At 64.0% G+C, this 18349-nt stretch carries 15 protein-coding genes and 1 riboswitch; of the genes, 8 read left to right on the top strand and 7 right to left on the bottom strand.

The genetic code is table 11. The annotated features are described in order from the left end of the window. Nucleotides 1-17: 17 nt before the first annotated feature. A complete protein-coding gene (locus HPY44_00680) occupies nt 18-917 on the bottom strand; it encodes a DMT family transporter (protein NSW54499.1) in 900 nt (299 codons plus the stop codon). Between the two features lie 195 nt (nt 918-1112). Here HPY44_00680 and rpe point away from each other — a divergent pair, with 195 nt between their 5' ends. Continuing rightward, entirely contained in the window at nt 1113-1772 is a 660-nt protein-coding gene (rpe, locus tag HPY44_00675) for a ribulose-phosphate 3-epimerase (GenBank protein NSW54498.1), read from the top strand. A 254-nt stretch (nt 1773-2026) separates the two neighbouring features. On the opposite strand, the gene HPY44_00670 is transcribed toward rpe, so the two are convergent. Further along, nucleotides 2027-4507 carry a hypothetical protein gene (locus HPY44_00670; protein NSW54497.1) on the bottom strand — a complete coding sequence of 827 codons (2481 nt, stop codon included), beginning with the start codon at nt 4505-4507 and terminating at the stop codon, nt 2027-2029. A 492-nt stretch (nt 4508-4999) separates the two neighbouring features. On the opposite strand from HPY44_00670, the gene HPY44_00665 reads away from it, so the two are divergent. The 5 genes from HPY44_00665 (at nt 5000) to HPY44_00645 (ending at nt 9299) form a co-directional block, all read left to right on the top strand. After that, a complete protein-coding gene (locus HPY44_00665; GenBank protein NSW54496.1) occupies nt 5000-5494 on the top strand; it encodes a tetratricopeptide repeat protein in 495 nt (164 codons plus the stop codon). A 96-nt stretch (nt 5495-5590) separates the two neighbouring features. Continuing rightward, complete coding sequence (locus HPY44_00660; protein ID NSW54495.1) at nt 5591-6184, top strand: type II secretion system F family protein; 594 nt, start codon at nt 5591-5593, stop codon at nt 6182-6184. Between the two features lie 178 nt (nt 6185-6362). Continuing rightward, complete coding sequence (locus HPY44_00655; protein NSW54494.1) at nt 6363-7208, top strand: hypothetical protein; 846 nt, start codon at nt 6363-6365, stop codon at nt 7206-7208. A gap of 39 nt (nt 7209-7247) precedes the next feature. Next, nucleotides 7248-8252 carry an asparaginase gene (locus tag HPY44_00650; protein NSW54493.1) on the top strand — a complete coding sequence of 335 codons (1005 nt, stop codon included), beginning with the start codon at nt 7248-7250 and terminating at the stop codon, nt 8250-8252. Nucleotides 8253-8273: 21 nt separating this feature from the next. Further along, a complete protein-coding gene (locus HPY44_00645) occupies nt 8274-9299 on the top strand; it encodes a Gfo/Idh/MocA family oxidoreductase (protein ID NSW54492.1) in 1026 nt (341 codons plus the stop codon). Between the two features lie 11 nt (nt 9300-9310). On the opposite strand, the gene HPY44_00640 is transcribed toward HPY44_00645, so the two are convergent. Continuing rightward, on the bottom strand, nt 9311-9838 hold the full coding sequence (locus HPY44_00640; GenBank protein ID NSW54491.1) for a hypothetical protein: 528 nt from the start codon (nt 9836-9838) through the stop codon (nt 9311-9313). A gap of 101 nt (nt 9839-9939) precedes the next feature. Here HPY44_00640 and larA point away from each other — a divergent pair, with 101 nt between their 5' ends. Continuing rightward, nucleotides 9940-11220, top strand: coding sequence for a nickel-dependent lactate racemase (gene larA, locus HPY44_00635; GenBank protein NSW54490.1), 1281 nt, complete (start codon nt 9940-9942; stop codon nt 11218-11220). Between the two features lie 57 nt (nt 11221-11277). Next, a riboswitch (cobalamin riboswitch) is annotated at nt 11278-11473 on the top strand. A 128-nt stretch (nt 11474-11601) separates the two neighbouring features. Then, on the top strand, nt 11602-12300 hold the full coding sequence (locus tag HPY44_00630; GenBank protein NSW54489.1) for a DUF1559 domain-containing protein: 699 nt from the start codon (nt 11602-11604) through the stop codon (nt 12298-12300). 101 nt (nt 12301-12401) lie between these two features. Here HPY44_00630 and HPY44_00625 read toward each other — a convergent pair whose 3' ends face one another. The 4 genes from HPY44_00625 to HPY44_00610 all read right to left on the bottom strand — a co-directional run bounded on the left by HPY44_00625 (nt 12402) and on the right by HPY44_00610 (nt 18317). Continuing rightward, nucleotides 12402-13826, bottom strand: a complete 1425-nt coding sequence (locus HPY44_00625; protein NSW54488.1) for a glycogen synthase — start codon at nt 13824-13826, stop codon at nt 12402-12404. Between the two features lie 54 nt (nt 13827-13880). Continuing rightward, complete coding sequence (glgC, locus tag HPY44_00620; protein NSW54487.1) at nt 13881-15116, bottom strand: glucose-1-phosphate adenylyltransferase; 1236 nt, start codon at nt 15114-15116, stop codon at nt 13881-13883. Between the two features lie 5 nt (nt 15117-15121). After that, nucleotides 15122-15511 carry a response regulator gene (locus tag HPY44_00615; GenBank protein ID NSW54486.1) on the bottom strand — a complete coding sequence of 130 codons (390 nt, stop codon included), beginning with the start codon at nt 15509-15511 and terminating at the stop codon, nt 15122-15124. Nucleotides 15512-15683: 172 nt separating this feature from the next. Continuing rightward, the gene (locus HPY44_00610) at nt 15684-18317 is read right to left on the bottom strand and encodes a PAS domain-containing protein (GenBank protein ID NSW54485.1); all 2634 of its coding nucleotides are present in this window, start codon (nt 18315-18317) and stop codon (nt 15684-15686) included. Nucleotides 18318-18349 lie beyond the last annotated feature (32 nt).

The raw sequence follows: 18349 nt of genomic DNA, 5'->3' as shown, positions 1-18349 counted from the left end.
ACAGGTCGGAATGGCGGTCAATCAGACGGGTCCCCGAGTGCCGGCCGTCGTGCCAGAATGAGCCCCGGTATGACAATTGCCGCACCCAACAGCTGGAGGGGCAGAAGGCGGTCGCCCAGGAGCGCCCACGCGCCCACAAGCGCAACCACCGGCACGAGATACTGGTACACCGCCGTCCGTGCCGCCGTGGTTCGCGCGATCGTCCGATACCACACCACCATTCCCCACCCGCCGGACAGGAACGCTGAGTACAGCATCGCGCCCCACAGGGCGGCATTGAACTGCGACCAATCCGCGCCCACAAGTTGCCCGTACCCGGCGGGGATCACCATGAACGAGCCGAACACGAACGCCCAGGCCATCACCCGCACCGGCTCATATTGATCCATGACGCGCTTCAGGTAGACCATGCCGCCGCCATACAGGAGCGAAGACAGGAGCATCAGGAGATTCCCGGCGAGCGGGTGGCTCGCCTCCGCACCCGCCTTTTCGCCGCCCATCACCAGCAGGGCCACACCACCTGCCGCGGCGAAGATCCCCAGCCAGTTAGCGCCGCCGATGCGCTCCATCCCCAGCGCAGCACCCGCAAGCGCCGTCCAGATGGGCGCCACACTGATAAGCAGTGCGCCTTCGCTGGCCGTGGTCCAGTCCAGCGCGTAGATGTACATGAGCTGCTGGGCTCCCACCAACGCCCCGACGATCCACATGGTCAGCGGCGGCGTGGATGCACGGAAAGCCTGTCGGCCGTTGATGCGCCAGGCCGCCCAAAGCAGCACAAGCGTGCAGCCCACATAGCGAAAGGCCAGCACCCCCGCGGGCCCCATGGCCTCCAGGACCCATTTATTGGCCACCGGGTTCAGCCCCCACACCACTGCCACCGACAGCAGCATGGGGTCGATGGTTTGCTCGCGCACCACGGGTCTTTCTCTGATAGCTGGTTCGGCCAACGGTCTCATCTCATCAGGCAGGGATTGGCGCAGCTTTGGAGAATAGCCCTTTGCCCGGCTGTACGGCGCCGCCGGCCGTCTCGGGCTGCAATACATTACACCCGCGCTGGAAGGGAGTCAAAGGCCGGATCATCCGGCCACTCACCTGCCGAAGAGGAGCCTGCCTTGATCAAGATCTCTCCATCCACCCTGGCCGCCGACTTCCGCAAGCTCGGCCAGGAAGTCGTGGACTTCGTGAACGCCGGCGCTGACTGGGTCCACTTCGACTGCATGGACGGCCATTTCGTTGAAAATCTCACCTACGGTCCGATCGTGATCAAGTCCCTGCGCGAGGTGACTGATGCGCCTTTCGATGTCCACCTGATGATCGCCAACCCGGACGCGCAGATCGAGGCCTACGCCCGTGCCGGCGCGGACAGCATCATGTTCCAGGCCGAAGTCGACCCGCGTCCGGTACGCCTTCTCGAGCGCATCCGCGGCCTGGGTGTGAAATCGGGGATCGTGTACAATCCCGCCACGCCGCTGGCCGAGCTGGAGACTATCCTGCCTGCCGCGGACATGGTGATGGTCATGAGCGTTGAGCCCGGGGCGGGAGGCCAGGAGTTCATACCCGGCTCATTGCGCAAGATCGAACTCCTGCGCCAGACCATCGACCGGATGGGTCTGGATACTTTGATCTCAGTCGATGGCGGGATCAATTCGCGCACCGCGCCACTGGTGATCAACGCCGGGGTGGATGTGATCGTCACGGGCTCGTGGTTTGTGAAGCATCCCGAAGGCTACCGCGGGGCCGTAGAGGAACTGCGCCGGCTGGCAGGGGAGTAGGCGGATCGCCGTTCCCAGCGCCGTGTCATGTGTCCCCACCCGCGCGAACACACTGCCGTTCGGGGACACAACACCGCGGAGCGGTTCCGGCGGGACCCTATCCGGCCCCGTTGTAGGTCGTTTGCATCTGGAGGGACGGCCGGGGGCGAGACGCCCGCCCCACGCGACCAAAACGCCTTTGCCGTCGCCTTCCCCCTCATTCTGAGCTGCCTCACCGCGAAGAAGAGGGCGCAAAGGGGGCAGGCCGCCCTCCCCTACTCCCCCACCGCCTCGAAAGCGCCGGTACCCTCTCCACTGAAAGTGACGAAATCCGGGCCGGAATCCTCGGTCTCGACTACCAGTCCTCCGTCACACAGCACCAGAGGACGCGCTTTGAATGGCCTCGTGAACCGCACAGTCTCTCCGGCCGTCGCGATGCCCCGCACGCGGCGCTCATTGGACAGGTTCGGCCTGGAATCATACGCGAACAGCCCCAGCAGCGGAACCGTTCCGGCGGTCACTTCCACCCGCACCCGGTGCAGACCGTAGGGCAGATTCAGTATGCCGCGGCGGTTTTCGAGATAATGGGCGACACCGGTCGTGTCCATATACGGCTGGTTCGCCTCGATGACTGCCTTCTCCGCTCCATCCACAAGCACCCGCATCGTGCCGCCATCCGGCGCATCCACCCAGGCCACAGACAGGTCCGTAGCCACCACATCGATCTCCACCGCCTGCCCTTCGGAGAGCACAGCCTGTCGGTCTCCGCATGGCGCTCCCCACTGGGATGCGAAGGGCTCAATCTGGCGGCCCTGCAAGTCCCATAGCGGGTGGTCCACGGGGAAGAACCGGCGTCCCGGGCAGACCTTTGCATCCACGTATGTCAGTCTTGCTTCGGGACCGACGAGTTCCAGGATATGCCGGTCGCCCAGCCTTGCGCGGCCGTAGCGGAATAGGGAGTTGCGCACATCGCGGTTGGGCGAACTGCGCCGCGAGGCTTGTTTCTCGCCGTCGACGTAAGGCACCGGGTCACCATTGACACTGCCCCAGCAGTTGATGGCGGTGTCTTCGAACACGAACATGTTTCCCCGGAGGCGCGGGCTCTCCGGCCCGAAAGTGATCATGTCCCCTTCCCACCCGTACGTGTTCGGGTGCACGCGCGCGGGAAGTTGCAGTTGAGCCTGCCCGGCTTCGATCGGGTCCCAGCACTCGAAGGCCTTTTCCAGTTGCTTGAACCACAGATAATGCGCCGCCGCCTGGGGATGCCCGTCCTTCGGAACCAGTGCGTAACGGTTGCACCAGCGCACCAGGTCGTCAGACACCTTGCCGTAGTCAAGGAACGGAATCTGGTAGCGCATGCTCAGAGCCATCAGGTCTGCGGTGTTCGGCGTGTAGGTCCCATAGTTCTGGAACATGCAGAAGAGGAACTCGGTGTCCGGATAATGCCGCTGGATCCACCGGATCGCGCCCTCGAACACCGCCACCTCATCCGGGGTGTCGGTCTTCTCGTTGGCGCCGCTGCCGAAGATCACCAGGTCCGGCCGGGGGCCCTCGGGCCGTGCAAACAGGTCAGGGTAGAGCTCCTGCCACGTCTTGCCCCTCTTGTGTCCGTTCATGTTCTCGTCGGGCGGGATCGATAGAGAGCAATAGTCCGCAAGCCCTGAGTGCGCCTCGCCCACGCACGATCCGTCGCAGGCCATGATGTTGAGGAGAAGCTTGTTCACAGGCAGATCGAACTTACGCATCAGTTCGAGGCGCAGCCGCCCGGCGTAGCTGAAGTAGTGCTGCCACCAGCCGATGTAGCCGTCCAACTCCGGTCGGCCCACGAGCTCCGCGTTGAAAGCACCCTCGGCTTTCGGCTGCTTGAAGGTGGGCGAGTTTGGGTCTTCGTCATACAAGTACATGGGCGGGTTGGCGCTGCCCCGGTCGATGCTGGATCCCATCAGGATGATGTGCAAGGGCTCGCCCTTCCACAGCTTCTGGATCGTCCGCGGAATGCCCCGGTAGTAAGGCCTCATCTCACGCCCGGGCAGCAGTCGCGCCTGTGCAGTCTGCCCCACGCAAAGCGTCGGGAACCAGACCCACACCGGCTTATCCGCCGAGGTGTTCTCGAACAGCACCTCAATCCCCACCGTGTTGATGTCATCCGAGTGGGAGTCCGGCCCGATCGTGACCTTGCCCTCGATCATTGCGTTCTCGATGCGCAGCTCCACCGGCCCCACCCGGTCCGAGGTGGCATCGTGGCTGCGCGCCACCACCAGTTCACCCCGAGAGTGCTTGGGGAAAGTCTCATCGCGGGGCATCCCAAAATCCTTCGGGTTCCACGTGCCGTCCTCGCTGTCCAGTTTCATCAGCCGCACGCTCGCCTTGAGTGCCCCCGGCGCGGGCTGATTGCCGTAGGCCAGCAGACTCAGGGACTCCCCGTGTGCGAGACCGGCTTCGGGCAAGGTGAAGAACTGCCAGAATCGCTTGCCTGGTTGGATCGACACGAGATTACCGGCGGAGAAACCGGGGCGAATTTCCTCCGGCGCGTGGGATTCGCGGATGACCGTGATGTCGCCCCAGGCTTCGGTATTCCAGAATGCGACATTGCGCGACGTGTAGCCATCAGCGCGCCCGGTGCGGTGCGGGCCGAATGCGTGGAACTCAAAGGTGGGATTAGCCAGGAGATTCCGGGGCATTGCCGGGCCTTCTGTGTCAGCACTGGCGGCAAGCGCGGCAGTCAGCGCGAGGGTGACGGCGGCGAGACGGATCATGGACGCCCCTCCGAGGGCAAGCTGTGGCAACGTGGGCTGTTTCGGCGGGAGACGGAGCTGTACCTGCCCGCCGGGCACGTTCCAGCCGATTCCACAGGTTCCGTTCCGCTTCGCTCCACTCCGCGGGCTGTGAGGCGAAAGGCCGGCCGCCGGGGGAGGCCCCGCGCTGAAGCACGGGGCTGTGGGCCTTGGGCCGTCCGTCCTCCGGACGAGGACCAAGTAGACTGCCACGCGAGGCGCGGGGCTGTGGGCCTTGGGCTGTCCTCACGTATGCGCATCGGGTCTGAGAGATGTGTGTGCGCTGGGGGGCATTCGCCTTCCGCGTGGCCTTCACCCTCAGCCCTTGCCCCAAAGGCCGCGGAGCGACATGGGAGGCCGACACGCATCCCTCAGGACCGATGCTGGTCCCCTGCTCCCCCTGCTCCCCCGTTGTTTGACCCCGCAATTCGCGCTCTGCTATACTTCGGCAAACCGCCACGGAAGGGGTCTGCCATGCGGCTTTTCAGGAAGCGCGAACCCCGTTCGACTCCCGCAAAGTACCGTGCCGGCATGCGAGCAATGCGGCGCGGCAATCACGAGGAAGCCGCGCGCCTGCTGCGCGAAGTCATTGAGGCAGACCCGACCCACATACCCGCCCTGCACAATCTCGGCCTCGTGTACCACATGGCGGGACGGCATACCAAAGCTATCGAACAGTTTCAGCGCGTCATTGAACTGAAGCCTTCCGAGGCGCGCGCGTACTTGAACCTCGCGGCTGCCGAAAACGCCCTGGGGCATCTCGACAAGGCCGAGAGCGCTCTCCTGAAGGCGCTCGACATCAACCCAACACAGGCCGGCGCGCATTATAATCTCGCTGTCATTTACCTCAAGCGCAATGAGCTCCCCAATGCCATGGCCGAGATGGAGCTGGAACTCGCGGTGAACCCCGGTCACCGCGAGACCCAGGCGGCGCTCAATGCCCTGCGCGAGCGGCTCCTGCCCGGATGACGGCTCCGGCCCTGAAGGAAGCAGCCACATCCCCGACGAACTGTCCGTCGCTGCAACTTTTCGGCGATCTTCTTCCCGCCTCAGGGGGTGTCCGCAGTGCCCACAGCCGATAGCCAGGTGAGCAACGCCGACATGGCCGCGTTCTGCCGCCAGTTCGCCAGCCTCATGCACGCCCAGGTGAACATCCTGGATATCTTCGAGGCCCTTCGCGAGCAGACAGGTTCCGCGCTTATGCGCGAGATCCTGGATAAGGTTCGCAGCGACGTGGAGATGGGCCGCACCCTGGCCACCGCTTTCAGCCGCTACCCCCAGGTCTTCTCACCTTTCTTCATCAGCATGGTCAGGCAAGGCGAACTCGAGGGTGAACTCGATCGGATCATGTCCGATCTCGCCGAGCATTTCGAGACCCGGCTTGAGGACGGGGTAGACGCCAGGAAGATGCGGGACAGCGGCGGCTTCGATCTCGAGGCCGTGGCGTCGGCGTTTCAGTGGATCTACATCTGGAGCGCCGCCCTGTTGGGCTTCTGCGCCCTGGGTTCGGGGCTGGTTTACTATGCCACAGGCCCGAAAGCTCTGCCCGGCGAGCCCTTCGCCAATATCGCCATTTTCATCGGACTGGTCATGTTCCTGGGTGTCCTGGTCTTCTCATTCGGGCGGCGGCGACGCCGCCTGAGCCGCACCGGATCATAACCGATTGCCGTGGGGAACCGGTCCAGGGCGCGCTGTTATTCGGCGCTGGGGAACCAGGTGGGGGCGTCTCACGGTTCCTTGCAAGAGCAGACCAAGCCTGGATGAATCCGGGGCTCGACCTGCACATCGTCGGTGGAGATTCGCCGCTGACCTGAGCGGCATTGGGAGTGTGAACACGATGAAAGCCACACGGCTTCTGGTTGCCGCCGGAGTCCTGCTTGCTTTGGCCTCGGCCAGTCACGCGCAGGCAGTCTTTGGCGATCGCCCGCGCCTTGATGACCGCCCGACCCTGAGAGACCGCAAGAAGGATGGCCTCGGAAGTGGCCGGCTGCGCAACGACCCGGTCTACTGGGATGGCCGCTCCCGTCTGGATGACCGGGCGACGCTGCGAGACCGAAAGAACGAGGGCCTTGGCAGCGACCGGGTGCGCAATGAGAGGTCTTACTGGTGGGGACGGCCGCGCCTGGATGACAGGCCGCTCAGTTCCGACGTCCAGACGCTCGGCGAGGGCCGCTATTGGGATGACTGGTGGCAGGAGGAGCCGGTGGAAGAGCCGGTGTTCGTCATCCCCTTCCGGCCACAGGGATTCTTGCCCTCAGCCGAAGTCTGTCTCGAGTGCGGCGAATTGCCCATCGAATTGACGGTCCAGCCGCTGGTGCTCAATGGGGTTCTCTATATCGCCGCCAGGGACTATTTCCCGGCTCTCGGCGCCTCACTCAACTATAACGCTACCTACCGCAGCGCAATAGCGGTCATGCCTGACGGACGCTGGCTCGTGATCCCCCTGGGGCACAGCTACTTTTATATCAACCAGCAACTCACGCTTCTCGCGCAGCCAACCGCCATCGCCAACAACATTCTGATGATCCCGGTGCGCGCGATGTCTGAAAAGCTGGGCTTCGGGGTCCGCTGGGATCCAGTGAACAACACCGCGGTTCTCGTGCCTCCTATCACGGCGGACGAGGAGACCGGAGAGCCCGCGACCGCTCCCGACGAGGGTGCGCCGGCTCCGCAGACTGAGTAGCACTTGAGCCACCGCGGGCCGACCTATGAGAGGCGAGACATGGAACCGCTGATTCACGTGACCCGTAGCGGGTTGATCGAGTGCATCCACTACGGGGACATCGCGGTGTGCGATGCATCCGGAACACTTATGGGAAGGGTCGGCGACCCTTCCCGCACTGTCTTCTGGAGGTCCTCCGCCAAGCCCATCCAGGCTCTTGCCGTGGTGCAGACGGGCGCCGCCGACCGCTTCGCCTTCACCGCGAAAGAGCTGGCAATCTGCTGTGCATCCCACCATGGCTCGGCCGAACACCTGGCCACGGTGCGCGGAATGCTGGCGAAGATGGGGCTGGGCGAGTCAGCCCTTCAGTGCGGCACTCATATGCCCGGCGATCCGGCCGAGAGCGCTCGCCTGGTGCGCGAGGGCCAGGACCCCTCGCCCGCCCACAACAACTGTTCCGGCAAGCACACCGGAATGCTCGCATCCACGCTGGCGCTTGGCGCCGACATCGCGACGTACCTCGAGCCGGACAGCCCCGTCCAACAGCTGATCCTGAAGAACATGAGCCTGCTGTCCGGCATTCTCCCCCGCGATATTATCCTGGGCGTGGACGGCTGCTCGGCTCCCATTCACGGCATGAGCCTTCAGTCGATGGCTACCGCTTTCGCGCGTCTGGCCACTCCCGCAGCGCTGCCCGGGGATCTGCAGCCCGCGGCCGCCAGGATCATTGCCGCCATGGCCGCCGAGCCTGTGATGATCAGCGGCAGCGGCGCCTTCAACAGCGCGCTCCTCGAGGCTTACCAGGGGCGCATTGTCGCCAAGGGCGGCGCGGAGGGGTTGTTCGTGTTGGGGCTCACGGACCTGGGCATCGGCGCGGCCATGCGCACCGTGGACGGCAGCGCACGAGGACAGGCCTGCGCAGTATTACGGATACTGGAACTCCTGGGCGCCTGCGACGACAACACCCGCGCGGCCCTGGAGTGTTTCGTGACGACGCCGCTGCGGAACTGCCGGAACCAGGTCATCGGCGAGGTCAGGGCGGCGGAATTCAGCCTGGAGCATTAGTGCTCCCGGGAGGCGGTATCGTTGGGCGTCAAAGTCGGGCTTATCGGCGCGGGTGGGATCACCCGCCCTCACCTTGCTGCCTTCGTGCGGCACACCGGCGTGGACAGAGTCGCCGTCGCCGACCCATCGGAACAGGCCCGGGCCGGACTCATGGCTGAGTTCGGAATCATCCGCGAGCAGTACGACGACTACCGTGCGCTCCTCGAAGACGATTCCATCCGCATCATCGACATCTGCACGCCCCATTATCTCCACGTTACCCAGGCTGTGGATGCCTTGCGCGCAGGCAAAGATGTGATCATCGAAAAGCCCCTGGCCATGTCGGTGCAGGAGTGCGACGCGATGATCGCGGCCGCAGAGGAGTCCGGCCGCAGGCTCCTATGCGCCCTGTGCATGCGCCGTTTTCCGGCACATGTAAAGGCGAAGCAGCTGCTGGATGATGGGGCTATCGGCAAGCCGCTGATGGGGATGGTTACCGTCATCGGCAACGAGTTCGCCCGCATGAATGATCCGGAGAACTGGAAAGGTGACTGGGAGAAGGCCGGCGGAGGCGCGATGTTCGACACCGGCTACCACGCGGTCTACATGCTCCAGCACTTCTTCGGCCCCGCGAAGGCCGTGACCATGACCGGCACGCGTTTGCTCGTAGAGCCCGAGAACAAGGCGGATGACACCAGCATAGTCGCCCTGGAGATGGAGAGCGGGGTGCTGTGTTCCGTCGTCGTGACATACGTGGCTATCGGCGACCGCTGGAGTGAGGAGCGCCGACTGCTGGGAACGGAGGGCTCCTTGCTCATCCGCGATGACCCGGAGGATGAACTGCCTTTGCTTCTACTGCAGGGCGGAGACTACCGGCCCATCCGCGTCCGCAATGCGCCGGGAGTGGCCCGGTTCGCCATCCGCGAACTGGTCAGCGAATTCGTGGACTGCATCCTGACCGGCGCCGAGACTGACGTCACCCTCGCCGAATCCCGCGCCGCCGTAGCCACCTGCTGCGCGGCGTACGAGTCCTGGAAGACCGGCTGCCGAGTGGAGATCGGCGGTTGATTACACCATTCCTACTGCGGCCGCTGTTTCGTTACCTGGCCGCGGAGTTTGCCGAACCCGCGCGACTTCATGGCATACTCGATCTGCTTCGTCAGTCGCTCGGCGCGCTCGGGGTCCTTCGCGGCCTCTTCGGCATACGCGCTGTACTCCTCCTCGGTGACGTTGGCTTCCTTTAGTACCTCACGCAGCACCAGCCGCATGTTCTCCTCGCTGCGCGCGTCCTCGTCAAGGGATTCCACGGCCGCCGCATACTTGGCAGACATGACAACGAACTTCTCGTCATCCAGCGGGCCCTCAGGAATCGCCCATCGTGCCCGCGGGGCTTCGGCCCGGGCAGTTCTGGGCGCGCTCGGCTTTACGGGCTGCTCTGCCCGGGCCTCTTCCGGGGCCGACGTCTCCGGCATCGGCGCCGCGACATCCTGCGGGTGCCGGCCCGCTGGAGGCGGGGATGTTTCTACGGTCGGCTCCCGTTTCGGGCAGCCGGCAATGAGGACAAGTGCGCACAAGAGCAGCGATATGCGACGCATCGTCAGTCTCATCAGCCTCTCTCTAGGTCTCTCGGCGTCTCCGATCCCGGCGGCTTGTGGTACCATAGCCCCATCGTCCCTGAACCGCAAGGGCAAAGGAGAGCGCTCACGCCATGAAGATCAACCTGCGTTTCGGCAAGGCCGGGCTGGAGGTGGACCTGCCCGACGCCAATGTGCGCCACATTCTCCGCATGAATGACCTGCCGCCGCTTTCCGCCCCGCTAGAAGCGTGCGCGCATGCCCTGGCAGAGCCGATCCAGTCTCCGCCGCTGGCTGAGATCGCAAGCGGGAAGCAGTCGGCCTGCATCGTGGTGTCCGACATCACCCGCCCGGTGCCCAACGATATTCTCCTGCCGCCCATCCTGGACTGCCTCGACGCTTCCGGCCTGCAGCCCAACCAGATCACCGTCCTGGTCGCCACGGGGCTGCACCGTGGCAACACGCTCGATGAGTTCCAGGCTATGGGCCTGGGCGAGGCCCTGCTTAGAGGCATTGCCGTGGTGAACCACGAGGCGCGCGATGCCGCCTCTCACGTGTCTGTCGGAACAACATCGCTGGGTATCCCGGCGCTGGTGGATCAGCGTTATGTGGACGCCGAACTGAAGATTCTCACCGGCCTGGTGGAGCCCCATCTCATGGCGGGCTTCTCCGGTGGGCGCAAGGCCATTTGCCCCGGCATCTGCGCCGCTGAAACAATCATGGCCTGGCACAGCCCCCGCATGCTGGAACCCGATGAGGCGCGGCAGGGAAACCTCACGGGCAATCGCGTCCACGAGCAGGCGCTGGAGGTGGCGGACCTTGCGGGCGGCGCGGATTTCATCGTCAACTGTGTACTGGATGAGCAGCGCCGAATCACGGGTCTGTTTGCGGGAGACATGCGCGCCGCACATCTCGCCGCCGTGGAGCGCGCCATCCAGCAGACGCGGGTGACCATCCCCGCGCCGGTGGACATCGTGGTCACCAGTGCTGCCGGATACCCGCTGGACCTCACCTTCTACCAGGGCGCCAAGGGCATGGTGGGCGCGGCGCCCATTGTGCGCGAGGGCGGCTGCATCGTGATTGCGCAAGAGAACAGGGAAGGGATCGGCGGTCCGGAGTTCACCGCCCTCATGCTCAACCTCGACGACCTGCATGCACACATGCGCCGGGTCCTTGAGACCAACGAGAGCACCATTGACCAGTGGCAGGCCCACGTTCTCGAGAAGACACTCCGCCGCTGCAGTGTGCTCAACTTCTGCACCTGCATCGACCGAGCTACCCAGGCGCGCTTGTTTGTGGAGCCCGTTTCGTCAGTGGAGGAGGGCGTTCGCCTCGCACTGGAGCGTCTCGGTCCGGAGGCAACCATCGCCGTGATCCCGGAGGGACCTTACGTTTTGTGTGATGTGGGGGGCTGAAAAAGGGGGTTGCCCCGCCTGCTGCTGATGTGGTATGGTGCCGCCACAATCAAATACATCTTGCTTGCGTGGTACAGGCCTGTGGTTTTTGAGTCACAGGCGCTCGGAAGACGGTGAAAGACCGTCGCTGCCCCGCAACTGTAACCGGATGCGAAACCCGCACGATGCCACTGCCCTCTTCAGAAGGGTGGGAAGGCGCGGGGAGTAGGCTAAGCCGGAAGCCAGGAGACGGCCCGCAAGCAATTTGCTGCATCCTCTCGAGGGGAGAGGGTGGGCGTTTTTCGTATCCGAAGAACGATTCTCGCCGCGACTCCTCCGAGTCGCGGTTTTTTGTTGGGCCATCACCCGGGCTGCCATGCCCGGCACAGGGAGACAGAAGCCATGCAGCGCCGCCAGGGTTTCACGCTCATCGAACTTCTGGTCGTCATCGCAATTATCGCGATCCTCGCCGCGATCCTCTTCCCGGTGTTCGCCCGGGCGCGGGAGAAAGCGCGACAGGCAAGTTGTCTGTCAAACTGCAAGCAACTTGCCCTCGCTTTCCTCATGTATGCCCAGGACTACGACGAGACCATGCCCATGGCCGTCTATCCTGACTGGCAGACCTACTGGGACACCAAGGTTGACTGGTCGGGCAACATCATCGGCCCGGGCCTCATCACGCCCTATACGAAGAACGATCAGATCGCTCAATGCCCGTCGATCAAGGGTATCTCCTCCGACCGTCCGTATTCGGGCTATGCGTACAATGTCAGCTACGTGGGCTGCAGCCCAGCAATCGGCGGAACACCAGCATCACTGGCCGCCATCAACCAGCCCAGCAAGACGGTACTTGTCTGCGACAGCGCTATCTGGTCCACCTGGACCAACGAGCTTTATGGCAACAACCTGCTCCACTCGCCGGCTCATCCTTACATGGCCTGGGACCCGGGCCCGACAGTGCACTTCCGCCACAACGGCGCGGCCAATGTTGCCTACTGTGACGGCCATGCGAAGGCCGCCACCCAGAAGTTCCTGCCCTCCAGCCACGATCCGAACCTGGGCTATCTGTCTCAGGACGAGTCCGCCTACAACCTGAATTGAGCTGTCGGTCCCTTGCCAGGGCCGCCATTGACGAGAAGACCGCCCCCACTGCCAAGGCCGGGGGCGGTCTGTTGTTCATCACTGCTCCTCACCGTGGCTCGCTACAGATTCATCGCCGCCTCGTACATCTCCAGGTACTTCCTCGCCGAACGCTCCCATGAGAAGTCGCAGGCCATCGCCCTTCTCACAAGCTGCTCCCACGCAGCAGGATCCCGGTAGCGCTCGACGGCGCGGCTTAGCGCCCACCTGAGGTCTTCCACGGAATACCGCTGAAATGTGAAACCGTTCTGGTTCTCCGGGTCCTCACTGACTGTATCCGCGAGTCCGCCCGTGGCATGCACGATGGGGATGGTCCCGTATTTCAGCGCGATCATCTGGCTGGTCCCGCAGGGCTCGCGGCGCGAGGGCATCAGCAACATATCCGCGCCCGCGTAGATATGCCGTGCGAGTAGGTCGTCGAACTGGATGAATGCCGCAACATCTTCGCGCGTGGCCGCGGCGTGGCCGATCGCGCCTGCGTAACGGTGGTCGCCGGTGCCCAGGAAGACGAACTGCGCCTCGCGCCAGTCGTGCAGCACCGGGATCACGATATCGAACCCCTTGAGGGCATCCAGCCGGCTGACCATCCCCACCAGAGGCATTGTCGGGTCCTGGGGCAGTCCGGCGATGCGCTGCAGATAGGCCTTGCACTCCGCCTTGCCTGACAGGTCATGGGGGCCAAATTGCTTTGCGATGGTCCCATCGACGACCGGGTCCCAGACCGCGTAGTCTACACCGTTGAGAATGCCCCGGAACCGGTCGCCCATCTCCTCGATCAGGTCCCGCACACCCTCCTCAGCCCACGGCTGAGCGATCTCCCACGCGTATCGCTCGCTCACAGTATTGGCCATGTCCGCAAGCGCCAGTCCGGCGCGGGCCAGGTCAATCTGCCCGTCCTGCACGAACTTGCGGACTTCCGGTCTCCCGAGGTCAATCCCCGCAAGGGTCTGCAGTGTGGTCGGGAACAGCCCGTGGTATGTGATCCCCAACTGGTGCGCCGTGTACACCGTACGTAGATTGAGTGACCACATGCGCTGGTACAGAGCCAGCAACGAGGTGTGCCAGTCGTTGAGGTGGACGACATCGGGGGTCCATCGCAGGCCGGGGAAGCCGGCCAGGATCGCCCGACAGAAGAAGACGAAACGCTCCAGGTTGTCGCCGAAGCTGTCTCCCCCCGGGGGGCCGAAGACGCCCTCGCGGTCGAAATACTGGTGATGCTCCACCATGTAGACCGGCACGTCGGAATGGGGCAGGCGGGTCTCGTCGATGGCGCAGCCTGTCACCCACCAGGGCATGTGCACCGGACAGTAGTCCACCGCGCGGTGTACCTCAGTCCCGCGCTCAGCGGCGCCCCGGTGCTTCGGCATGATAACCCGGACTTCAACGCCAAGCTTCTCAAGTGCGCGGGCAAGTCCCGCCGTTACATCACCCAGCCCCCCTGTCCAGGCGAAGGGGGCCAGTTCCACCGACGCGATCATAACTTTCATCGAGACCCGACACCCTCTCGGAACACGGTGGCACTCTGGCTCGGCCGGCCGGACTCAGCCCAGAATCACGCCTTGCGGAACGACGGTGATTCCGCCCTCGGACACCACGAAACGCTTTTCGTCAACTTCCCGGTCATATCCAATGACAAAGCCCTCCGGGATCCGGCAATCTTCATCCACGATTGTGCGGAACAGACGTGCTCCACGTCCAATATCGGCGCCGTCCATGACCACGCACTCAACCACCTGCGCGCCTTTGTGGACGTAGCAGTTGGGCGAAATCACGCTGCGGTGTACAGTGGCGCCCGAGATAATTGTCCCGGCGCAGACCATCGAATCAGTGACCGCGCACAGATCAGCATGCACCATCTTCGCCGGCGGCGCCTGGACCTGGTCGGTGTAGATGGGCCAGCCCTGGTCGTACAGGTTCAGCTCGGGCACCACGTCCACCAATTCCATGTTTGCCAGCCAGTATGCGTCCAGCGTCCCGATGTCCCGCCAGTAAGCCTTCGCCCCGCCGGGAGCGGTGTCGAAATGGTACGCGTAGACAGCCGCGCCCTCTCGCACCATGGCGGGGATGATGTCCTTGCCGAAGTCGTGACTGGTCCTGCGGGTGGCATCATCCGCCACGCGCCGCACCAGAGCTTCGGTCTCCCACACATAGACACCCATGGAAACCAGCGAATGAGCCGGATCGTCCGGCAGCGGTTTCGGGTTATCCGGTTTTTCCTCGAAACCCACGATGCGCCAGTTCTCGTCCACTTCGAGCACGCCCAGTTGCGTGCAGGCCTCCCGGGGCAGGCTGAGGCTGGCGATGGTCAGCACAGCGCCCGCATCCAGATGCTGGCGAACCATACGCCGGTAGTCCATCTTGTAGGCATGGTCGCCGGAGAGAATAACCACCAGTTCGGGGCGTTCTTGCTGAAGGAGGAAGATGTTCTGGTAGATCGCGTCTGCCGTTCCCGCGTACCACCGGTCGCCGTGCATCCTCTGGGCCGGGGCGACCTCCACGTACTCATTGAGTTCATCGCTGAGCATGGAGGCCCAGCCGCGGCGGATGTGGCGGTTCAGCGACCATCCGGCAAACTGGGTCATCACAAAAATGCGCCGCATTCCCGAGTTCACACAGTTACTCAGCGTGAAGTCGATCATGCGGTAGTTCCCGCCGAACCTCACGGCCGGTTTCGCCCTGCGTCGCGTAAGCGGGTACAGTCGCTGCCCCTGGCCGCCGGCGAGGATCATCACCAGCAGATCTGCGGGGATGTCGCGCTCGGTCACACCGTAGTCCATGGATCTCATTTGTCCTCAGGCGGCTCAGGGGGCTCGATTCCCCGTTTCTTGAGCGCCTCGGCGACAGCATCCACAAGCTCGCGGATATCGCTGCTCTTGGTCACGTACGCTTCAGCCGCCCAGGTCATGAAGTCATCTTTGTAGCTGGCGTAGCCCGTATTGAGGATCACCGGAAGCTCATTGTTCACTGCGAGTATCTTGGCGAGGGCTTCAATGCCGTCCATACCCGGCATGGCGATATCGAGCACCACCACATCCACGTCGTGCTGTTCCAGCGCCGCAATGGCTTCCTGCCCGCTCTGGGCGGTAACCACGTCATAGCCGTAGTAGTCGAACTCCTGCTCGTAGAGGTCGCGCAGGTGGGCCTCGTCGTCCACAATGAGCACTCTAGGCACACTGTCACACTCCTTCGGCCGGCCTCTTCCGGTGCGTCCGAAAGGCGGCACAGTTGACGCCGGTTACACCGCAATGGAGACAAGTCAGCAAGCGCCTCTTGCGCGTTCTCCCCGCCACTGTTCCGACCGTGCTGTGGCCGTCAGGATACCACACTTGCCCCTGATAGGGGCCTCATATCTCGTCTTCGGGCCCCAGGATGCGTTCCATCTCGGTCGGGGGCGGGAATGAGACCGTAAACCGCGCCCCACGTCCCTCTTCGCTCTCCACCAACAACTCTCCCCCGTGCTGAGCCACAAGCTTCTTGCATAGCGCCAGACCCAGGCCCGTCCCCGTGGGTTTGCTCGTGTAGAAGGTGTCGAAGATCTGCTCCAGACGCTCGGCGGGTATGCCCTCTCCGGTGTCCTGGACATACATCTCCACCGCGCCGTTGCGCTCCACCAACCCGAGGGTGAGGGTTCCGGACTGCCGCATTGCCTCCAGTGCGTTATTCACCAGATTCTGGAGAATCTGTCGCACCTGCTTGGGGTCCGCCAGCACGTCGGGGGCATTCTCTGGCAGGTCCAGCCGAACCTCCACGTCCTCGGCCCGCGAGTCGTACCGGAGGCTTTCGGCAACGCTCTCCAGGATCGGCCCAAGCTGGATCATGCTCAACTCGGGTTCCGAGGGCTTGCTGAAGTCAAGCAGGTCCCCGAGGATCCGCTCGAGTCGCTCCACCTCTTCCACGATGATCTGGGCATTGCGTGCATTGCGGTCCACGCGGTCCGGTTGCCGGGCGATGCTCCTCGCGAAGCCTCCGATGGTGGACAACGGGCTGCGGATCTCGTGGGCGACAATTGCCGTGACCTCTCCGATGGCCGCCAGCTTCGCGCTCTGCAGACGCTGCGCCTGGGCTGCTTTGAGCTCAGTAAGCGCCTCATCCAGCCGCTGGGCATCCTCGCGCGCCCTCTGGTACGTTCGGGCGCTGTCAATGGCCAGTGCAGCCTGATCCGCAAGCGCCGTCAATAGCTGCACCGACGCCTGACTGATGGGCTGGTCCGTGAACTTGTTGTCGGCGATGGCGGCGCCGATCACTTTATCCCGCGCCACCAGAGGCGCCACGACGAACTCACTGGTCCCGAGGAGGTCCCGCATTTTCTGGGGCACCCGTTCGTCCACCTCGGCGGCCAGCACGTGTACGGCCTGGTGCGCGACGATGGCGGCCATCGGCAATTTATCCAGTTCATCCAGCGGGAAGCGAAGCTGGCTCACCAGTTCTCGCAGGGGCTCCTCACCGGGCGATGGTGCGCGATCGTATTCCGCGAGAAAATCCTGGAGAGTGTGGTGGTCGTCCGAGATCTCGTTCCAGATCTGAATCGCCTGCTCCAGGTTCTCCGGCCCGACTCCCATCTGCCCCTGCAGCACCCCTTCCTCCTCGTCCACCAGCAGCAGGAATGCCCGGTTGAACCCCAGGCCCACCGCCCCCCCCGCAGTCATACCTGTGAGGATCGCGTGCAGTAGTCTGGGTAACTCGAGCTGCCCCAGCAAGGCGTGGGATATCTGCTGGAGAATCGCCCGTTCATACAGCTGCCGCTGACGCTCGGTGATGTCCTCCAGTGTCAGGAGGATGGTGCGGTCGCCGTCGGGGCCCTGGCACGGGTCCACGCGGATGTTGACGACCCGGTCCCGATGCGTGCTGGCCGACCGGTGCCCCGACCAGCGAACGGGATGTCCTGTTTCCAGCACCGACAGGAGCGCTGCTTGCAGCCCGGCCTTCTGCAGCGTATGCTCGGACATGACCTCGTCGATGCGCTTGCCGACAACCTGCTCCTTGCTCAGGCCCCGCTCGGCATAGTAGGCCCGGTTCGCGTGGATTATCCGGAGTTCCGAATCAAGCACCAGAATCCGGATGGGCAGAGCCGAGATGACGTTCTCGAAGAACGCGCGGAGCCGGTCGATCTGGGCCAGGCGTACATCGACTTCGGCTCTCAGATCCCGGGTCAGGTTGCGCAGGGCCGCCCGACCGGCCTCGGCGCTCTCCGGATTGTCCAGCAATGCCATGGCCAGAGGGCGCGAGCCGGACCGCATGAGGGTCAGGTCCAGGTTCACGCGCAGTTTGGCACCGTCGCCCCCATGCATTTCCAGGTCTCGACGGGATGCATGTCCATTGTCTGTGGCCTCCGCCATCACCGCACGCAGGGACTCGTCGCGCAGTTCGGGGAAAAGATCGCTGAGCGTCAGCCCCCTCAAGCGCGCCTCGGAATAGCCCGTGAGCTCGGCTGCCGTCTCGTTTGCGGCCCGGATCAGCCCGTCGCCGGGCTCCACGAGGAAGACCGGTTCCGGAACCCGCTCCAGAAGGGCGTCGAGGTGCATCTGGAGTTCCGCGCGCTGTGCATGGAGCACGGCACTTTCCAGATTGCTGATTTCAACCCGGAGGGCGACCAGTTCCTGGAACAGAATGCCGGCTGCGTCCCCCTCGCTGTCGGCCAGCCCCAGGTCGGTGAGCACTTCGTGCAGCGCGTCACGCAACCAGTCGAAATATGGGTCCGCCGCCGCCCCCACGATGCCGTTCGCGTGCCACCGGGAAAGCAGAGTGTTCAAGTACTGCACGCGCTCCGAACGGCTTGCTCGCAGCCGGTAGATCAACGCCCTGAGCACCGCGCAGAAAGGCCGCACACCGGGATCGGACGCCTCTTCGAGCCCCGGCGTGATCGGCAGCCCCACTGCACCATGTTCCTCCCAGCGCGCTGTGATGGCCTCGCCGTGGGTCTCTAGAAGCTGCGCCAGGCGCTCCTGCTGCTCGCGCTGTGTGCTCTGCGTTGCTGCCATCTGCTCTGCCTCGATGCCAAAGCCGCCCCGGA

Source organism: Armatimonadota bacterium, from assembly GCA_013314775.1.
In the GTDB taxonomy this organism is placed as follows: Bacteria; Armatimonadota; Zipacnadia; order Zipacnadales; family JABUFB01; genus JABUFB01.
This window is presented reverse-complemented; position numbering and strand designations above follow the sequence as displayed.

Excerpts from the sequence above, each read along its gene's own strand:
- HPY44_00670 (NSW54497.1), bottom strand. The coding sequence starts at position 4,507 with ATGATCCGTCTCGCCGCCGTCACCCTCGCGCTGACTGCCGCGCTTGCC.
- HPY44_00625 (NSW54488.1), bottom strand. The coding sequence starts at position 13,826 with ATGAAAGTTATGATCGCGTCGGTGGAACTGGCCCCCTTCGCCTGGACA.
- HPY44_00650 (NSW54493.1), top strand. The coding sequence starts at position 7,248 with ATGGAACCGCTGATTCACGTGACCCGTAGCGGGTTGATCGAGTGCATC.
- larA (NSW54490.1), top strand. The coding sequence starts at position 9,940 with ATGAAGATCAACCTGCGTTTCGGCAAGGCCGGGCTGGAGGTGGACCTG.
- glgC (NSW54487.1), bottom strand. The coding sequence starts at position 15,116 with ATGGACTACGGTGTGACCGAGCGCGACATCCCCGCAGATCTGCTGGTG.
- HPY44_00640 (NSW54491.1), bottom strand. The coding sequence starts at position 9,838 with ATGAGACTGACGATGCGTCGCATATCGCTGCTCTTGTGCGCACTTGTC.
- HPY44_00665 (NSW54496.1), top strand. The coding sequence starts at position 5,000 with ATGCGGCTTTTCAGGAAGCGCGAACCCCGTTCGACTCCCGCAAAGTAC.
- HPY44_00630 (NSW54489.1), top strand. The coding sequence starts at position 11,602 with ATGCAGCGCCGCCAGGGTTTCACGCTCATCGAACTTCTGGTCGTCATC.
- HPY44_00610 (NSW54485.1), bottom strand. The coding sequence starts at position 18,317 with ATGGCAGCAACGCAGAGCACACAGCGCGAGCAGCAGGAGCGCCTGGCG.
- HPY44_00655 (NSW54494.1), top strand. The coding sequence starts at position 6,363 with ATGAAAGCCACACGGCTTCTGGTTGCCGCCGGAGTCCTGCTTGCTTTG.